The sequence below is a fragment of the Xenorhabdus koppenhoeferi genome, from assembly GCF_900116635.1.
GTDB classification, from domain to species: Bacteria; Pseudomonadota; Gammaproteobacteria; order Enterobacterales; family Enterobacteriaceae; genus Xenorhabdus; species Xenorhabdus koppenhoeferi.
Window position 1 is genome coordinate 40,121 of record NZ_FPBJ01000010.1, and the last position, 16,137, is coordinate 56,257.

Sequence of the window (16,137 nt, forward strand, 5' to 3'; positions counted from 1 at the left end):
AAGTCGGGGTTTTTTTCATCTCTGGTGAGAAGTCATGAAAACTATTATCTTAAAAATTAACGGATTAAGAACAACATTGCGTCATCATGAATATTTGTATCATGTTATGGATGCGCCAGAGATCCCTGATGCAGAATATGATCGTTTAATGCGGGAATTAAGAGCGCTGGAAGAACAACACCCAACGCTGATCACGGCTGACTCTCCCACACAACGTGTTGGTGCAGCCCCATTGACAGTTTTCGAACAGGTGCGCCATGAGATCCCTATGCTGTCTTTAGATAACGTATTTGATGAAGGGAGTTATCTGGCATTTGATAAGCGTGTTCGTGACCGTCTGAAAGATAGCCGGGATTTAGTATTTTGTTGTGAACTGAAACTCGATGGTCTGGCTGTCAGCCTGTTATATGAAAATGGAGAATTGGTGCAGGCAGCAACGCGCGGAGATGGAACAACAGGGGAAAACATTACCACTAACATTCGTACTATCCACGCTATTCCCTTGCGTTTGAAAGGGGGGAATATTCCGGCCCGTGTTGAGATCCGTGGTGAAGTGTTTATGAAACAGGCGGGGTTTGAAAAACTCAACGAAGAAGCCCGCCGCACAGGTAATAAAGTCTTCGCCAATCCCCGTAATGCAGCAGCCGGATCGTTGCGCCAGCTTGATCCACGTATTACCGCTAAACGTCCATTGACCTTTTATTGCTATGGTGTTGGCATTCTGGAGGGCGGAGAACTGCTTGCTAGTCATTATCAACGTTTGATGCAATTCAAAAAGTGGGGATTGCCAGTCAGTGACAAAGTGAAACTGTGTCAGGGTACTCAACAAGTAATGGAATTTTACCATAACATTGAGCAACAGCGTCCGACATTAGGTTTTGATATTGATGGTGTTGTTGTTAAAGTCGATTCCCTTGAATTACAGGAAACGCTGGGTTTTGTTGCCAGGGCACCGCGTTGGGCAACGGCTTTCAAATTTCCTGCTCAAGAACAGATAACGACTGTGCGTGATGTTGAATTTCAAGTCGGGCGTACCGGAGCGATTACGCCAGTGGCGCGTTTGGAACCTGTATTGGTCGCGGGTGTGACTGTCAGTAATGCCACATTGCACAATGCCGATGAAATTGAACGTTTGGGACTGCGTATTGGTGATACTGTAGTTATTCGTCGTGCTGGAGATGTTATCCCGCAAGTCGTTGGTGTTATTCATGAGAATAGACCAACAGAAAGTCAGGAAATAGTTTTCCCAGAACATTGTCCGGTTTGTGGTTCAGATATCGAACGTGTTGAAGGAGAAGCAGTAGCCCGCTGTACGGGGGGGTTGTTCTGTGGAGCGCAACGCAAAGAGGCGCTGAAACATTTTGTTTCCCGCCGGGCGATGGATGTTGACGGCATGGGCGAAAAAATTATTGAGCAGCTTGTTGATAAAGAATATGTCAAAACACCGGCTGATCTTTTCCGTCTGACCGCTGGAAAATTAACGGGTCTTGATCGAATGGGGCCTAAATCGGCACAAAATGTCATTAATGCTTTGGATAAATCCAAGAAAACCACTTTTGCTCGTTTTATTTATTCATTGGGAATTCGTGAGGTTGGGGAAGCGACTGCCGCTAATCTGGTTGCACACTTTGGTACATTGGAAAAATTGCGTGTAGCGGATATGGATGCATTAGTTGCAGTGCAGGATGTGGGAGGCATTGTTGCCAGCCATATCGTGAATTTCTTTAGCGAACCACATAATCAGGCTGTGATTGATGATTTGGTCAATAATGTTGGAATCCTTTGGGAATCTGTTGAAAGCCCGAGTTTGGATGAAATTGATAGCCCATTTGCCGGTAAAATTGTCGTATTGACGGGTTCATTAAGCTCTTTATCCAGAGACGAGGCCAAAGATAAACTGGTAGCTTTAGGTGCAAAAGTGACGGGGAGTGTTTCCAGGAAAACGGATTTGGTTATTGCCGGGGAAGTAGCGGGTTCCAAGTTGGCTAAAGCCAATGAATTAGGCATTCCTGTTATTGGTGAAGAAGAAATGATCCGCTTATTAGGTTAATAATTTTTTACTTAAAAGTGAAATGTAGGAAAATGTGATTGGATTGGCTAAACAGAAATTTGTAGCGTTTAGTTAATAGATATTAGTTTCAGGCGGGGTTCCCAAGCATACTATGACTCATCTATCTCGCCGATAAGCTGAATGTTCTTTCCATCAAGGGGAAGAGTCGAAAAGTTTCGGGGGCTTGAGGTTTATTAGAAGTTATCTTTGTTGATGATTCTGAAAATAATATCAGTAATGGAGGTAATGGAGGTAATGGAAAAAATTGTGATGACAGTCTTTATAATAAAGTTGATGTAGACTCAAGTTATTCGGATGGAACTTTTAATTTAAAAATAAAAAGTATTACAATAATTTGATATTTTTAAATCGCTTTATGTATAAATATAACTATGAATTAGGCCATGTGTACAGTGTTACTATTTTTTGATCGTAGGAAAATGACAGACTAATTTCATTATATTTGTCTAAAAGAAAATCCCCTGAAAACGAAAGTTTTCAGGGGATTGTAGAATTTTGGTGGAGCTAAGCGGGATCGAACCGCTGACCTCTTGCATGCCATGCAAGCGCTCTCCCAGCTGAGCTATAGCCCCACGAAATGTTGTTCAGGTTTTAAGTGCCAAATACTGACTGGAAATTATAAGTATTTGGTGGAGCTAAGCGGGATCGAACCGCTGACCTCTTGCATGCCATGCAAGCGCTCTCCCAGCTGAGCTATAGCCCCAAACCAAAATCCTGTGGAACGGGGCGAATCATATGAAACCCAGAGAATTCTGTCAATGGATTCATTAATATTCTCTGTATAAGCGTTGAAAAAGCCATCAATAGGTAATGCAGACAGTAAAAATAAAGACACAGCAATAGATTGAGTGCCTTTATCTACTTCATCTTTTACTTTTACATCAAATTATTAAATGGCGATTTATTGTGCTTCACGCTGAGCAATATAAGATAAGGCCTTATCAATACGAGACAAAGAGCGGGGTTGGTTGATGGCATGAATCGTGACATCAACACTTGGAGACTGGCCCGCACCCGTCACAGCAACACGCAGTGGCATACCCACTTTACCCATACCAACTTCCAGTTCATCAGCCGTTGCCTGAATTGCATGATGGATGTTTTCTGGTGTCCATTCAGTGATAGCTGCCAATTTTGCACGGACAACTTCTAATGGCTGGCGAGCAACAGGGCGTAAATGTTTCTTCGCAGCATCCACATCGAATTCAATAAATTCTTCATAGAAATAGCGGCAAGAACCTGCCATTTCTTTTAAAGTCTTGCAGCGTTCGCCCAACAGCTTGACCAAATCAACTAATTCTGGGCCAGTGTGTGTATCGATAGCTTGCTGTTCAATATGCCACGCTAAATGTACAGCAACTTTTTCTGCTGGCAGGGTATTAATGTAATGATGATTCAACCATTGCAGTTTTTCAGTGTTAAATGCGCTGGCGGATTTGCTGATAGCATCCAGACTGAATAATGCAGTCATTTCGTCAACATCGAAAATTTCCTGATCGCCATGTGACCAACCCAGGCGAACCAGATAGTTCAACAGAGCCTCTGGCAGATAACCGTCATCGCGGTACTGCATCACACTGACTGCACCATGACGTTTGGATAGTTTTTTACCATCATCTCCAAGGATCATGGAAACGTGGGCATATTCTGGAATCGGAGCACCGAGGGATTTGAGGATATTGATTTGGCGCGGAGTATTGTTGATATGGTCTTCTCCACGAATAACATGGGTGATTTCCATATCCCAGTCATCAATGACAACACAGAAGTTATAAGTTGGTGAGCCATCGGTACGGCGAATAATCAAATCATCCAGTTCCTGATTACTGAATTCAATCGGGCCACGGATGCTATCATTAAAAATGACTGATCCTTCTTGCGGATTGCGGAAACGTACAACATGGGGTTCATTATGGCTATGTTGGCACTCGCTGTCACGGCACTGCCCGTCATAGCGTGGTTTTTCACCATTTGCCATTTGTGTTTCACGCAGTTGCTCCAAACGTTCTTTGGAACAATAACAGCGGTAAGCTGTACTCTGTTCCAGCATTTCATCAATAACTTGGTTATAACGGTCAAAACGTTTGGTCTGATAATAAGGGCCTTTATCCCAATTTAGGCTTAACCAGTTCATCCCGTCCATAATTGCATCAATGGCTTCTTGAGTGGAACGTTCCAGATCGGTGTCTTCAATACGAAGAACAAATTCACCTTTATTGTGGCGGCTGTATAACCAGGAATAAAGGGCAGTACGCGCACCACCAACGTGAAGGTAGCCAGTTGGACTTGGCGCAAAACGGGTTTTAATTTTACTCATCAGGAATTGCCTTAATTACGTTTCTCTTGTTTAGAGAACGTTTTGGATGATTGGTGTAACAATAGTAGGAATCATTTTATCACCGCACTTCAATTCCTCAATGCTGTTAACAGTAGGTTGTTGAGAAAAGACAAAATGTATTGACCAGATGATACCCCAGCGTGATTATAATTGTTTCATTCTGTTTAATTTTACGACGAACGATTATTTTAATAATAAAAACCGTTGACTCACCTCGAACTATCCCTATAATGCGACTCCATCACGACGGGGCGATTAGCTCAGCTGGTAGAGCATCTCCCTTACAAGGAGGGGGTCATCAGTTCGAATCTGGTATCGCCCACCATCTCTCTCGTAGTGATAAGCAACGTTAGTTATGAACGTAGTGATAAAAAAGATTTTATGATTGGGCGATTAGCTCAGTTGGTAGAGCATCTCCCTTACAAGGAGGGGGTCATCAGTTCGAATCTGGTATCGCCCACCAATCATGAATCAGTGGTATCGATGTCGTTATAGTCATCTGAAGTGGGCGATTAGCTCAGTTGGTAGAGCATCTCCCTTACAAGGAGGGGGTCATCAGTTCGAATCTGGTATCGCCCACCACTTCATTAGATTGTTCCGCAGTATCACACTTGATATTTAGAATGGGTCGTTAGCTCAGTCGGTAGAGCAGTTGACTTTTAATCAATTGGTCGCAGGTTCGAATCCTGCACGACCCACCAGTTCGAATCGGGTATCGCCCACCACCTCATCTAAACACTTCCAGTCTGAAATTCTATTTCCGTTACTACATCCTGTTTTGCATAACTTTTTCAGTAAAGTATTTAACTGATCAGTTGTCTTTTCTATTCCATTGGAAATTATGAATAACAGCATTGGGTTCAAAATGAGCCTGGTAATAAGACAGATGAAAATGTCACTTGCTTGAAGTTATTTATTCATTTTATATTTTCCTTTTAAGACTGTGCTATGTAGCGTCGAATGAGAGAGAAATTAGGGTATCTTTCCCTACTTACAATCAACTCTCGCGCTAATTTCAGCGCGCTTTTCTCATAAATAGCACGCTGGTTTTGATTTTCTATCAATTTGAAATCGGCAACATCAATAAGTCGCTATACCCAATGGATTTCAAGATGCAGCACGACGGCAAGGGAATGAACCCCCAGGAGCATAGCTAACTATGTGACTGGGGTGAGTGAGCGCAGCCAACAAAGCTGCAACTTGAAAGACGACGGGTATATATAGCAAGGCTTGCTTCACAACAATAATGGAGATAAACAAAAAACCATAGAGGCAATTTATACATCAGAATATTTATATTGTAACTTACTTATTCTTGCATGACTGTTTTTTTTTAATATTTAGTATTTGGTATTTTTTTATTACATTAAATCCTGTAAGTGGCTTATGAGTTTATGTTGGTTGTTATTAAAATTATCGCATGATAATTATCAATTTAATTAACTAATTAAGGTGCTATTATGTCAGGTTCTAGCCAAAAAATAATAGATATATTGATTACTATTCAAGCCGACGACCTTGTTAAAAGATATGGTAATAGACTTAGCATTCATCCGGATTCTCCTACCCCGATTAATGATTATAATGAATATTTCCATCTGTTTACTGAGAAAAATAATGTTTATTTACATCAAGGGTCAGGTGATTTAATTGTTAGTGCAAATAAAGGTGATGTTCTTCGTTGGAGAGATACTACTTTAACTAAGAACTCCATATATTCGACAGCATTAGTAAAATTTGAGGCATTTCCTCCTCGTAATATACATAATGAGGATTTAATACACGAGCATTTATCACCCATGACTGTGAAGCATTTTTATGATTATATTATGGATGTAGAGACAGCAAAACCATTAGAAGTAATACCTCAACAAGTAAAAAGTTATTACTGGGAATCTACAGTTCAAAAAATGCCTTTCCTTGGAACGAGTGTGACACTATCTTATTCCCTTGTTTTCGGAATATATAAAGACGGGAAACTATTGGGCTATGTAATGATGGATCCCGGCATTCGTCTTGATAATAGCAATTAGAGTTTATTGGATTAAGATAATCTAAATTCAATTATAATATTCAAGGCTGTGCTCCGTGAAATGGCTCCATAAAGTTGGACACTTTTATTAAATCACTAACTTGGCCTGATTTCGGTATTCCACTGGACTCAGGCCCTTCCGTTTTACCTTGAACCGTTTAGTATTCGATGTATTCATCAAGAAAGGATTTTGCGAACAGGTAAGAATGCAGTGAACTATCGAATGGCGTCCCCTGCAGGAATCGAACCTGCAATTAGCCCTTAGGAGGGGCTCGTTATATCCATTTAACTAAGGGGACAACGGAAGCTAGTATACCTGTTTTTTTTGCTGGAGATAAGGCATGGCAAACTGTTTGGCCATATAATAACCACTCTTTTTGATTACCATTAATGAAAAATTGGCAGTATATTTAACATATTGGGTACATTGATCGGTATGCGGTGTGAGAGTCAATGTCTAAAAGTAATTATGTGGAGAACTATATGAAGTATCGTCTGGGCGGGGTTGCTCTTACAGCAGTCTTACTAGTGGGATGTGCCGGTTCATCAAATACGGTGCAACAGGGGCGTTCAGACCCACTGGAAGGCTTTAACCGTGCTATGTTCAACTTTAATTATGATGTTCTCGACCCTTATGTTTTAAGGCCCGTTGCTGTGGCCTGGCGAAATTATGTCCCCGTGCCTGCCCGAAATGGTCTCGGCAATTTTACGAGCAATCTTGAAGAGCCAGCCAGTATGGTAAACAGTTTCTTGCGTGGTGATGTTCATGAAGGTGCAAAACATTTTAGCCGTTTCTTTTTGAATACTCTGTTGGGGATGGGCGGGTTTATTGATGTAGCTTCAATGGCAAATCCTAAACTGGCAAAAGAAGACTCAATGCGTTTTGGTAGCACATTAGGATATTATAATGTGGGTTATGGCCCGTATATTGTTTTGCCTGGTTATGGGAGTTTCACATTGCGTGATGAAGGGGGTGACTTTGCGGATATGACTTATCCTCTGCTGAGTTATCTCACTGGTTGGATGTCGGTAGGTAAATGGATAGTTGAAGGGATAGAAACGCGTGCTCGTCTGCTGTATTCTGACGGTTTGCTGAAGAACTCTTCAGATCCCTATTTAATGATGCGTGATGCTTACTTCCAGCGTCATGACTTTATGGCTAGTGGTGGTAAACTGGAAGCAGAAAAAAATCCTAATGCCGCAAGTATTCAGGATGAATTGGATTCCATCGATTAGTTTGGAACTCATAATCTAAAAAGGATAGCAAGTGCTATCCTTTTTAGATTATGGCATTCGGTTAAATTGAATATTAGAACGAGTAGTTAAAGTTCATACCGTACAGCCATGCCGCTCCTTTTGAATCGAATTCATAAGGTGCTTTGAAACCTTTTGCCTGAATCTCTTCTGGCAGTGTTTCACTTACATGTACTTTTTTGCCGCGCATATAGGAAACACTGACATCAACAGAGGCATCTTTATTGAATGCGTAAGTGGTTCCCACACTCAACCAGAAACGATCTTGGTCAGGTATGGAGATAGAGCGGTTTTTGGCCGGTACTGGGCTTTCATCAAAAGCGATACCAGTACGGAATGTCCAGTTATCGTCATAGTAGTAAGTTGTACCCAGCGAGATGCGGTAAGCATCACGGAAACCTTCGTGTTTATTAAATGCAACTTTACCTGTATCGCTTCTTGTTGCTTTCAATTCCTTGAATTCACTCCAGCCTGTGTACAAGAAGCTATAATGAATTGCCCATTGTGGGGCTACACGGTTATAACCGGATAATTCCCACATATCCGGAAGATTCAGATCTAATTTACCTTTGACCATTTCGCCGTTAGTTCCTTGCTCAAAACTTATTGGTCTTGGTCCAGGTATATATGGCAAATCATTGCTGTAATCACCGCTCTTGAATTTCACTTTGACTTTTGAACGGTAAGTCAGGCTATAACGGTTATTTTCGTCATATTGATATAACAAACCTGCGTTCCAGCCATAGCCCCAATATTTACCTTCTAGTCTGGCAGCTTCAGCCGATGCTGGAATAGTGATTGAAGAACCTGCTTTTTGAGCTTTATCAGTGATGATTGTGCCTATTTCACCCATATGGCGAACAATCGTGGCATCAGCATAAACGGCGTTGACACCTAAGCCAAAGCTGAAATGATCGTCAAGTTTGTAAGCACCGCTTAGGTTTAGGTTCACGGTTTTAAGATCAGTTTTACCGCCAAGCAGGCCAGCATTATAGTTATTGCTGAAATTAGTCGCTAAGCCAAAGTTGGAAGTTGCGGATGCACCCACAAACCACTGGTCATTAATTGGTGCAATAAAATGCAGGTTTGGGATCCATGCATTTGGGGCAATATTTTTAGCATTAGTGCTCTTGCGAGTTACTGGAGATTCACCTGTAATATCAACATTCGGGTTGACATAAATTACGCCGCTGGAAAACGAAGGACGATCAAATAAGGTCATGGCAGCAGGGTTACGACTGCCCACAGTCGCGTTGTCTGCGATGGCACCTTCACCAGAAAATGCACGACCTAGTCCTGTTGTTGAATATTCATTCAATTGAAAACCGGCAGCACTGGCATTGGATGAAAGAATTGCAACCGCCACTGCTAGTGCTGAACGTGTAAATAGGGTTTTCTGGCTCATAACCAAAACCTCATTGTTTAATTATTATTTAACATGCTACTCAAGTAGCTGAGAGCGCGGGATTGTAGGGTCGGTTTGCCATAATGACAAATCAGACCAGTACACGAAGTATAGGCCTGATAATAGAATGTGTTGCAAGAATGTTTTTAAAATATAACTAAAATGATTACCAAAATGGGACTTGCTTAACAAAAAACAGACAATCAATGTTAATCAAATGTAAGCGGTTATTGTTTGCTGTATTGAAATCAATAAATAGTGAGATAGAGGGTTTCAAATCGCTTAAACACTAGTTATTAGCAATTAAGGCAACGTACAATCATCAGTAAGTTTTGATTGTTGGAGAAATAAAAATGCCTGATGCAATTAACCGTTACCATATCTTATACACCATAATATAGAAGGGGTGAGGGTGGAATACAATTATCGGTAGATTTTATTTTTGGCTGTCAGGCAGAAGCCCTGATATTTCAGTCAGGGTTGCGTTAGTCTCTCCTGAACAACGATTTTCCCATTGTTTTGTTATATTGAGCAGTGGGAAAATTGGTTGTCAACGATGGTAAATAATGGTCTTTTTTATATATGAGTCGCACATTCTCCATCCAAGTTGTATAAATTATAAATACCTTAAAGTTGCGCTTGCTCGCATTTTTCATTTATTCCTGTTTGCTATTTACCAACATTGCGTTAACAATGCCTTATCAGGTCTGACCTCTTATGAGGTGAGTGAATTTTTTTAATCAATCAATTGATTTAATTAATAATTATTGCAGGAGTTGCTATGGGTTGTTCTTCAACAAAAGTAACACAGCAAAAAGACCGTGTTGCTATTGTCAGCGGGTTGCGCATTCCTTTTGCGAAACAGGCAACTTTCTACCACGGTGTTCCGGCTGTCGATTTAGGAAAAGCCGTCGTCAGTGAACTGATCATTAGGAGTGGTTTATCGCCTGAGAAGATCGACCAATTGGTTTTTGGACAGGTTGTTCAAATGCCGGAAGCACCAAATATTGCGCGAGAGATTGTTTTAGGTACAGGCTTAAGTGTGAATACTGATGCCTATAGTGTTTCTCGTGCTTGTGCAACAAGTTTTCAGGCAATTGCAAATGTGGCTGAAAGCATTATGGCGGGTTCAGTGAACATCGGGATTGCAGGCGGTGCCGATTCTTCATCTGTTTTACCCATTGGGGTAACTAAATCACTGGCCCGCACTTTGGTTGATATGAACAAAGCCAAGAGCCTGTCTCAACGACTAAAATTACTCAGTCGGTTGAAATTACGAGATTTATTGCCAGTATCTCCGGCAGTCGCTGAATATTCAACTGGCTTGAGAATGGGAGATACGGCAGAGCAGATGGCAAAAACCTATCATATCAGTCGTGAAGAACAGGATGCTCTGGCACACCGTTCCCATGTACTGGCAGCTCAAGCCTGGGAACAGGGGCTTTTGAATGATGAAGTTGTGCCAGCACATTTTCCGCCATACCGTGAAACTTTGTTGGAAGATAATAATATTCGGAAAAATTCAGTATTGTCTTCTTACGCTAAGTTGCGTCCAGCTTTTGACCGTAAATATGGTACGGTTACAGCGGCAAATAGTACGCCGCTGACTGATGGTGCGGCAGCAGTTATATTAATGCGTGAATCGGTAGCTAAAGAGCTGGGCATGATCCCATTGGGATATTTACGTAGCTACGCATTTTCTGCGATTGATGTTTGGCAGGATATGTTACTGGGACCCTCTTATGCGACACCGTTGGCATTAGATCGTGCAGGCATCACGTTGAATGAACTCACCCTTATTGATATGCATGAAGCGTTTGCGGCTCAAACGCTGGCGAATTTAAACATGTTTGCCAGTGAAAAATTTGCCCGTGAAAAGCTAGGACGTGATCAGGCAATGGGTGAAGTGGATATGGCTAAATTCAATGTACTGGGTGGGTCAATTGCTTATGGTCATCCATTTGCTGCGACAGGTGCTCGAATGGTTACCCAAACATTGAATGAATTGCGCAGCCGGGGCGGTGGTTTGGGGCTAACAACTGCCTGTGCCGCAGGTGGATTGGGTGCAGCAATGGTATTGGAGGTCGAATAATGGCTCTGGCTGAAAAAGAAACCGTCATCTCAACAACGCAATCAAATCAATCAGTATTCAATTTTTCTGTCAGGGACGACAATGTGGGTGTCATCACTATTGATGTACCGGGTGAGAAAGTGAATACCCTGAAAGCCGAATTTGTTGAACAGTTCCAGACAACGTTTGAAAAAGCACAACAAGTTTCCGGCTTAAAAGGGCTGGTGATTATATCCGGAAAGCCGGATACGTTTATTGCCGGCGCAGACATCAGTATGATTGCTGGCTGTCAAACACAGGAAGAAGCGACAGAATTAGCTGAAAAAGGACAAAAATTATTTGCAACAATTGCCAATTATCCTTTACCGATAGTGGCTGCGATTCATGGAGCATGTTTAGGAGGAGGGCTGGAACTGGCATTGGCTTGCCACGCGCGTATCTGTTCTTTGGATGATAAGACACGACTTGGTTTGCCGGAAGTTCAGCTTGGCTTATTACCGGGTTCCGGAGGAACTCAGCGGTTGCCTCGTCTGGTTGGTGTCAGCGCCGCTTTGGACATGATATTGACTGGTCGTCAGCTTAAGGCTAGGCAGGCGAAACGGTTGGGTGTTGTGGATGACGCTGTTCCTTTGGATATCTTGCTGGATGTGGCTGTGCAATATGCTAAAAAAGGCATTATCAAACGCAAACCATTAGCATGGTCACAACGTATAATGGCGAGTGCACTGGGTAGGCCACTACTATTTCATATGGTGCATCAAAAAACACAAGCCAAAACTCACGGTCATTATCCGGCACCAGAAAAAATCATCAATGTGATCCGCACAGGGCTGGAAAAAGGAGCGATACACGGTTTTAAGGCTGAAGCCAGGGTATTCGGCGAGTTGGCTATGTCACCGGAATCAGCGGCACTGCGGAGCTTGTTTTTCGCTTCGACGACGTTAAAAAATGAAACTGGCTCGTCAGAGCAGCCTGCGGAAATTAAACAGGTGGGGATTTTGGGTGGAGGCCTGATGGGTGGCGGGATTGCCAACGTTACCATAACCCGGGGCAATCTATCTGCCCGCATTAAAGACATTAATGAAAAAGGCATCAATCAGGCACTGGAATATACGTGGGATCTGCTTTCTAAGCGAGTAAAACAGCATCGTTTGAAACCCAGTGAGCGCTCCCGACAAATGTCTTTATTGACTGGAACCACAGATTACAGCGGATTTAAGCAAGCAGATATTGTGGTTGAAGCTGTATTTGAAGATTTGATACTGAAACGCAAAATGGTTTCTGAAGTTGAAGACAACACAAAACCTGACACTATTTTTGCTTCTAACACTTCCTCGTTACCAATCCATAAAATTGCTGAAGTCTCAACGCGGCCTGAGCAGGTCATCGGCCTTCACTATTTTAGTCCTGTTGACAAAATGCCTTTGGTAGAAGTTATTCCACATGCAGGGACAAGTGAAAAAACAATTGCCACCGCTGTTTCACTGGCGAAAAAACAGGGGAAAACGGCGATTGTTGTCGGTGATAAAGCCGGATTCTACGTAAACCGAATTTTAACACCTTACATTAATGAAGCAGGTTATTGTTTGGTAGAAGGAGAACCAGTTGATCATATCGACAAGGCTCTGGTTAATTTCGGGTTTCCTATTGGCCCAATTAATTTGCTGGACGAAGTTGGTATAGATGTGGGTACCAAAATTATCCCGATATTAGTCGGGCAATTGGGCAATAGATTTGCTGCTCCAGAGATTTTGGAAGTGATCTTAAAAAACAATAGGAAAGGTAAGAAGAATGGACGAGGTTTTTATTCATATGTGGATAAAAAAGGCTTCTTTAAGTCTTTTGGTAAAACGTCCAAAGAAGTAGACACATCTATTTATTCCTTATTAAAAATCAGACCCGCAGCAAAAATGTCACCTGTTGATATTGCTGAGCGTTGTGTGATGCTTATGCTGAACGAAGCAGTTCACTGTCTGGATGAGGGAATTATCCGAAGCCCTCGTGATGGCGATATTGGTGCTGTATTTGGCATTGGATTCCCGCCGTTCCTTGGAGGGCCATTCCGTTATATCGATCAGCTTGGTAGTGATAAGGTTGTGGGAGTTTTACGTCGTTTGGAATCAAAATATGGAGAAAAATTTACTCCGTGCGAGAGACTAATCCAGATGGCTGAACAGAAAAAGAAGTTTCACACATAAATATATATTTTTTAAAAAGCTGCAACTTGAAAGACGACGGGTATAGTTGAAAGATGAAGGGTATAGCTAATAACTTGTCCCAAGAAAATTAATCGTGCTTTGCCTTGAGACAGCTTGCAATTAACTAGACGGTGAATTATGTATGTTTTTATTATGCGTCACGGTGATGCTACTTTAGATGCAATCAGTGATATAGCGAGAGAATTAACTCCACGTGGTTATCAAGAATCCCGGGAAGTAGCATGCTGGCTTTCACAACAAATATCTGGCATTGATTCTGTTTTGGTCAGTCCCTATATCCGTGCAGAGCAGACGCTAAAGGTAGTTCGCGAAAAATTGGTTCTGCCAGACAACCAAGAAGTGCTGGCTGAATTAATACCATCGGGCGATGTGGCACTGGTAGCCAGTTATTTGCAGGTTCTGGCAACGCAAGGGCGTAAAGCGGTATTAATTGTTTCTCATTTACCGTTAGTCGGTTATTTGGTTGCTGAACTTTGCCCCGGGCAAACACCCCCGATGTTTGCTACATCCAGCATCGCTTGTGTGGAATGGGAGCAGCAAACGGAGAAAGGTCGCTTATTATGGCAAATTTCTCCGGCACAGTTAGCCAAAAAAACCTAACGTTATACAGAAGAAAAACTAACGCTGTGTAAGCTCATCCAGTTCTACCAAAATGAGTAATGCAGCGTTTCCTCCCCATTCTTTGGGGGCCTGGTGGAAAGCAATGATATCCGGATGTTGGGCAAGCCATAATGGCGTTTGTTGCTTGAGAATATGTTTGCCATGACCATGCATCACACAGGCACAATAGACATGCTCACGACGACAGACTGCGATCAAAGCGCCTATTTCCTGCTTAGCCTGTAATTGAGTTAACCCATGTAAATCAAGGAGCAGTTCAGGGGGATAATCCCCACGGCGCAATTTTTTCAATTCATAATGATTAGCACCTTCTTTAACATAGCGGGTTGCTCCTTCTGTATCGATATTAGGCTGGAACTCATCAGAAAAATAGTAACTGGCATCGACCTGTTCTTGTATAAGGCGTTCAGGGGCAACATGACTGACTTTTTTTCTTTTCGGAGGATGCAAAACCGTATCGTGGACAATTCGGCGGGTTCCTGTTACAGATTTTCTGAATAGTTCAACATCTTCTTTGTTTAGTAGGTTCTTCTTCTTCATTACTCGTCAATTAGCTAACAATTTTTGATAATTGTACCTGATTTTTGTGTTTTTTCTTATACACTTCGTCTTTCAAACTGCCTCTTTGTTGGCTGCGCTCGCTCACCCCGGCCACATAGTTATCTATGCTCCCGGGGATTTGCTCTCTTGCCGTCGCGATGCAACTTGAAATCCATTGTGTATAGAAGCTATCGTTTTAAAGAACAAGTTATACACAAAATGATTTGACAATCATGTTTGGTTATAAAATAAATGTATATACAACATGAAAATTGATATTAATAAGAAAAAATAACAGGAAGAGAGTAATGTCGATTGAACTAAAAGATACCGATGTTATTTGGCGTAATGCCAGGCTTGCCACAATGAACCCTGCAATTAAGAACGTTGATGGCAAAAATAATTATGGAATGTTAGAGCAGCATGATCTGATTATCCGGGATGAAAAGATCCTCGCAATCTTACCGACAGACAGTGTGCCAGGCAAAAATTGTAAAATTATTGATGCAGAACAGCGGTTAATTACTCCCGGTTTAATCGATTGCCACACCCATTTAGTTTTTGGCGGTAATCGGGCATCCGAATGGGAACTGCGCTTGAATGGAGTTTCTTATGAAGAGATTAGTGCCAAAGGTGGGGGGATTAATTCAACGGTCAATGCAACGAGAAACAGCCCTGCCCATCAATTGGAAGACTCTGCTCAAAAGCGGCTTGATGCTTTGATTGCTGAAGGTGTGACAACAGTCGAGATAAAATCAGGTTATGGATTAGATCTGGATAATGAAGAAAAACAGTTGAATGTCGTGCGAGCGTTGACACAGAAAAATCCCATCGAAATTAGCCCAACATTACTTTCGGCCCATGCTGTTCCACCCGAATACAAACACAATCCTGATGCTTATATCGATTTAGTTTGCGAAACCATTCTTCCTGCCCTCCGGCAGAAAAAGTTATTTGAAGCTGTAGATGTATTTTGTGAAACAGTCGGTTTTAATATTGACCAGACCAAGCGCGTGTTTGATACCGCAAAACGGTTAAATATCCCAATAAAAGGTCATGTTGAGCAACTTTCTAATTTAGGCGGCAGTGAATTAGTGGCTGAATATCAAGGCTGGTCAGTTGATCACATTGAACACCTAGATGAAAAGGGAATTGAAGCCATCAGCCGCAGTGGAACAGCCGCAGTGTTACTGCCGGGAGCATTTTATTTCCTGAGAGAGACGAAACGTCCCCCCATCGCATTATTGCGCCAATATGGTATTCCAATGGCTATTTCGACAGATTTCAATCCTGGTACCAGCCCATTTGCTTCTTTGCGTCTGATTATGAACATGGCTTGCGTGCAGTTTGGTTTTACGCCAGAAGAAGCATGGCAGGGTGTGACCATCCATGCTGCTCGTGCATTAGGGCGAGCGGCTAGTCACGGACAATTAGCGGCAGGTTATAGGGCAGATTTTGTGGTTTGGGATGCCGAAAATCCGGTTGATATCTTATATGAATTGGGACGCAATCCATTGGTTTACCGCGTTTATCGCGGTGAAATCACAAACCATTCTCACTTAGATAACGATTGCAATCATTAACAG

At 42.2% G+C, this 16,137-nt stretch carries 11 protein-coding genes and 7 tRNA genes; 12 read left to right on the forward strand and 6 right to left on the reverse strand.

Translation table 11 applies throughout. The features are described from left to right. Positions 1-34: 34 nt before the first annotated feature. On the forward strand, positions 35-2,050 hold the full coding sequence (ligA, locus tag BM329_RS05050) for an NAD-dependent DNA ligase LigA (RefSeq protein WP_092549829.1): 2,016 nt from the start codon (positions 35-37) through the stop codon (positions 2,048-2,050). 517 nt (positions 2,051-2,567) lie between these two features. Here ligA and BM329_RS05055 read toward each other — a convergent pair. From BM329_RS05055 to gltX, 3 genes are all read right to left on the reverse strand, one after another. Continuing rightward, positions 2,568-2,643, reverse strand: a tRNA-Ala gene (locus BM329_RS05055). Positions 2,644-2,698: 55 nt separating this feature from the next. Beyond that, positions 2,699-2,774: transfer RNA gene (locus tag BM329_RS05060), tRNA-Ala, on the reverse strand. 198 nt (positions 2,775-2,972) lie between these two features. Then, positions 2,973-4,388, reverse strand: a complete 1,416-nt coding sequence (gene gltX / locus BM329_RS05065) for a glutamate--tRNA ligase (protein WP_092549832.1) — start codon at positions 4,386-4,388, stop codon at positions 2,973-2,975. A gap of 270 nt (positions 4,389-4,658) precedes the next feature. Between gltX and BM329_RS05070 the strand changes: the two genes are divergently transcribed. From BM329_RS05070 to BM329_RS05090, 5 genes are all read left to right on the forward strand, one after another. Continuing rightward, positions 4,659-4,734 (forward strand) — tRNA-Val (locus tag BM329_RS05070). Positions 4,735-4,796: 62 nt separating this feature from the next. Next, positions 4,797-4,872: transfer RNA gene (locus BM329_RS05075), tRNA-Val, on the forward strand. A 43-nt stretch (positions 4,873-4,915) separates the two neighbouring features. Continuing rightward, a tRNA-Val gene (locus BM329_RS05080) sits at positions 4,916-4,991 on the forward strand. A 43-nt stretch (positions 4,992-5,034) separates the two neighbouring features. Further along, a tRNA-Lys gene (locus BM329_RS05085) sits at positions 5,035-5,110 on the forward strand. Positions 5,111-5,869: 759 nt separating this feature from the next. Further along, positions 5,870-6,442 (forward strand): AidA/PixA family protein, encoded by a 573-nt coding sequence (locus BM329_RS05090; protein WP_092549835.1) that lies wholly within the window; start codon positions 5,870-5,872, stop codon positions 6,440-6,442. A gap of 223 nt (positions 6,443-6,665) precedes the next feature. Here the strand turns inward: BM329_RS05090 and BM329_RS05095 are convergent. After that, a tRNA-Arg gene (locus BM329_RS05095) sits at positions 6,666-6,740 on the reverse strand. A gap of 184 nt (positions 6,741-6,924) precedes the next feature. Between BM329_RS05095 and mlaA the strand changes: the two genes are divergently transcribed. Next, positions 6,925-7,677: a phospholipid-binding lipoprotein MlaA gene (gene mlaA / locus BM329_RS05100; RefSeq protein WP_092549838.1), complete on the forward strand. Its 753-nt coding sequence runs from the start codon at positions 6,925-6,927 to the stop codon at positions 7,675-7,677. A gap of 73 nt (positions 7,678-7,750) precedes the next feature. Here mlaA and fadL read toward each other — a convergent pair whose 3' ends face one another. Next, positions 7,751-9,100 (reverse strand): long-chain fatty acid transporter FadL, encoded by a 1,350-nt coding sequence (gene fadL, locus BM329_RS05105; protein ID WP_092549841.1) that lies wholly within the window; start codon positions 9,098-9,100, stop codon positions 7,751-7,753. Positions 9,101-9,538: 438 nt separating this feature from the next. Between fadL and BM329_RS15000 the strand changes: the two genes are divergently transcribed. The 4 genes from BM329_RS15000 (at position 9,539) to sixA (ending at position 13,990) form a co-directional block, all read left to right on the forward strand. After that, positions 9,539-9,589, forward strand: coding sequence for a YfcZ/YiiS family protein (locus tag BM329_RS15000; RefSeq protein ID WP_245759012.1), 51 nt, complete (start codon positions 9,539-9,541; stop codon positions 9,587-9,589). A gap of 292 nt (positions 9,590-9,881) precedes the next feature. After that, the gene (gene fadI, locus BM329_RS05110) at positions 9,882-11,192 is read left to right on the forward strand and encodes an acetyl-CoA C-acyltransferase FadI (protein ID WP_092549844.1); all 1,311 of its coding nucleotides are present in this window, start codon (positions 9,882-9,884) and stop codon (positions 11,190-11,192) included. Continuing rightward, the gene (gene fadJ, locus BM329_RS05115; RefSeq protein WP_092549847.1) at positions 11,192-13,369 is read left to right on the forward strand and encodes a fatty acid oxidation complex subunit alpha FadJ; all 2,178 of its coding nucleotides are present in this window, start codon (positions 11,192-11,194) and stop codon (positions 13,367-13,369) included. The genes fadI and fadJ overlap by 1 nt, the downstream gene beginning before the upstream one ends. A 138-nt stretch (positions 13,370-13,507) precedes the next feature. Beyond that, the gene (gene sixA, locus BM329_RS05120; protein ID WP_092549850.1) at positions 13,508-13,990 is read left to right on the forward strand and encodes a phosphohistidine phosphatase SixA; all 483 of its coding nucleotides are present in this window, start codon (positions 13,508-13,510) and stop codon (positions 13,988-13,990) included. An 18-nt stretch (positions 13,991-14,008) separates the two neighbouring features. Here the strand turns inward: sixA and smrB are convergent, their stop codons facing one another. Next, positions 14,009-14,551, reverse strand: coding sequence for an endonuclease SmrB (gene smrB, locus BM329_RS05125; protein WP_092549853.1), 543 nt, complete (start codon positions 14,549-14,551; stop codon positions 14,009-14,011). A gap of 308 nt (positions 14,552-14,859) precedes the next feature. Between smrB and hutI the strand changes: the two genes are divergently transcribed. Then, a complete protein-coding gene (gene hutI, locus BM329_RS05130; protein ID WP_092549856.1) occupies positions 14,860-16,134 on the forward strand; it encodes an imidazolonepropionase in 1,275 nt (424 codons plus the stop codon). The last annotated feature ends 3 nt before the right edge of the window (positions 16,135-16,137 follow it).